Annotated in this window: 2 tRNA genes; both read left to right on the forward strand. The window is 48.4% G+C overall.

From position 1 onward, the window contains the following. Positions 1-34 precede the first annotated feature (34 nt). Positions 35-110, forward strand: a tRNA-Gly gene (locus tag AACR09_RS00875). Between the two features lie 60 nt (positions 111-170). Then, positions 171-247 (forward strand) — tRNA-Met (locus AACR09_RS00880). Positions 248-256: the final 9 nt, after the last annotated feature.

Below are 256 nucleotides of genomic sequence, written 5' to 3' on the forward strand. Positions count from 1 at the left end.
TAGTTTCTAGCAGACAAGTTTAACGGTTAACTAAGCGATACTAGCTCAGCTGGTAGAGCGCAACCTTGCCAAGGTTGAGGTCATCGGTTCGAACCCGATGTATCGCTCCAATTTCTTTCTTAGGATTGATGTTGGGAAATAGACTCATTGACTTAAACAATGCATCCGGACGCGGGATGGAGCAGTTTGGTAGCTCGTCGGGCTCATAACCCGAAGGTCGTCGGTTCAAATCCGGCTCCCGCAACCACATTACAGT

Source organism: Vibrio sp. OPT20 (assembly GCF_963889365.1).
Classification (GTDB): Bacteria; Pseudomonadota; Gammaproteobacteria; order Enterobacterales; family Vibrionaceae; genus Vibrio; species Vibrio splendidus.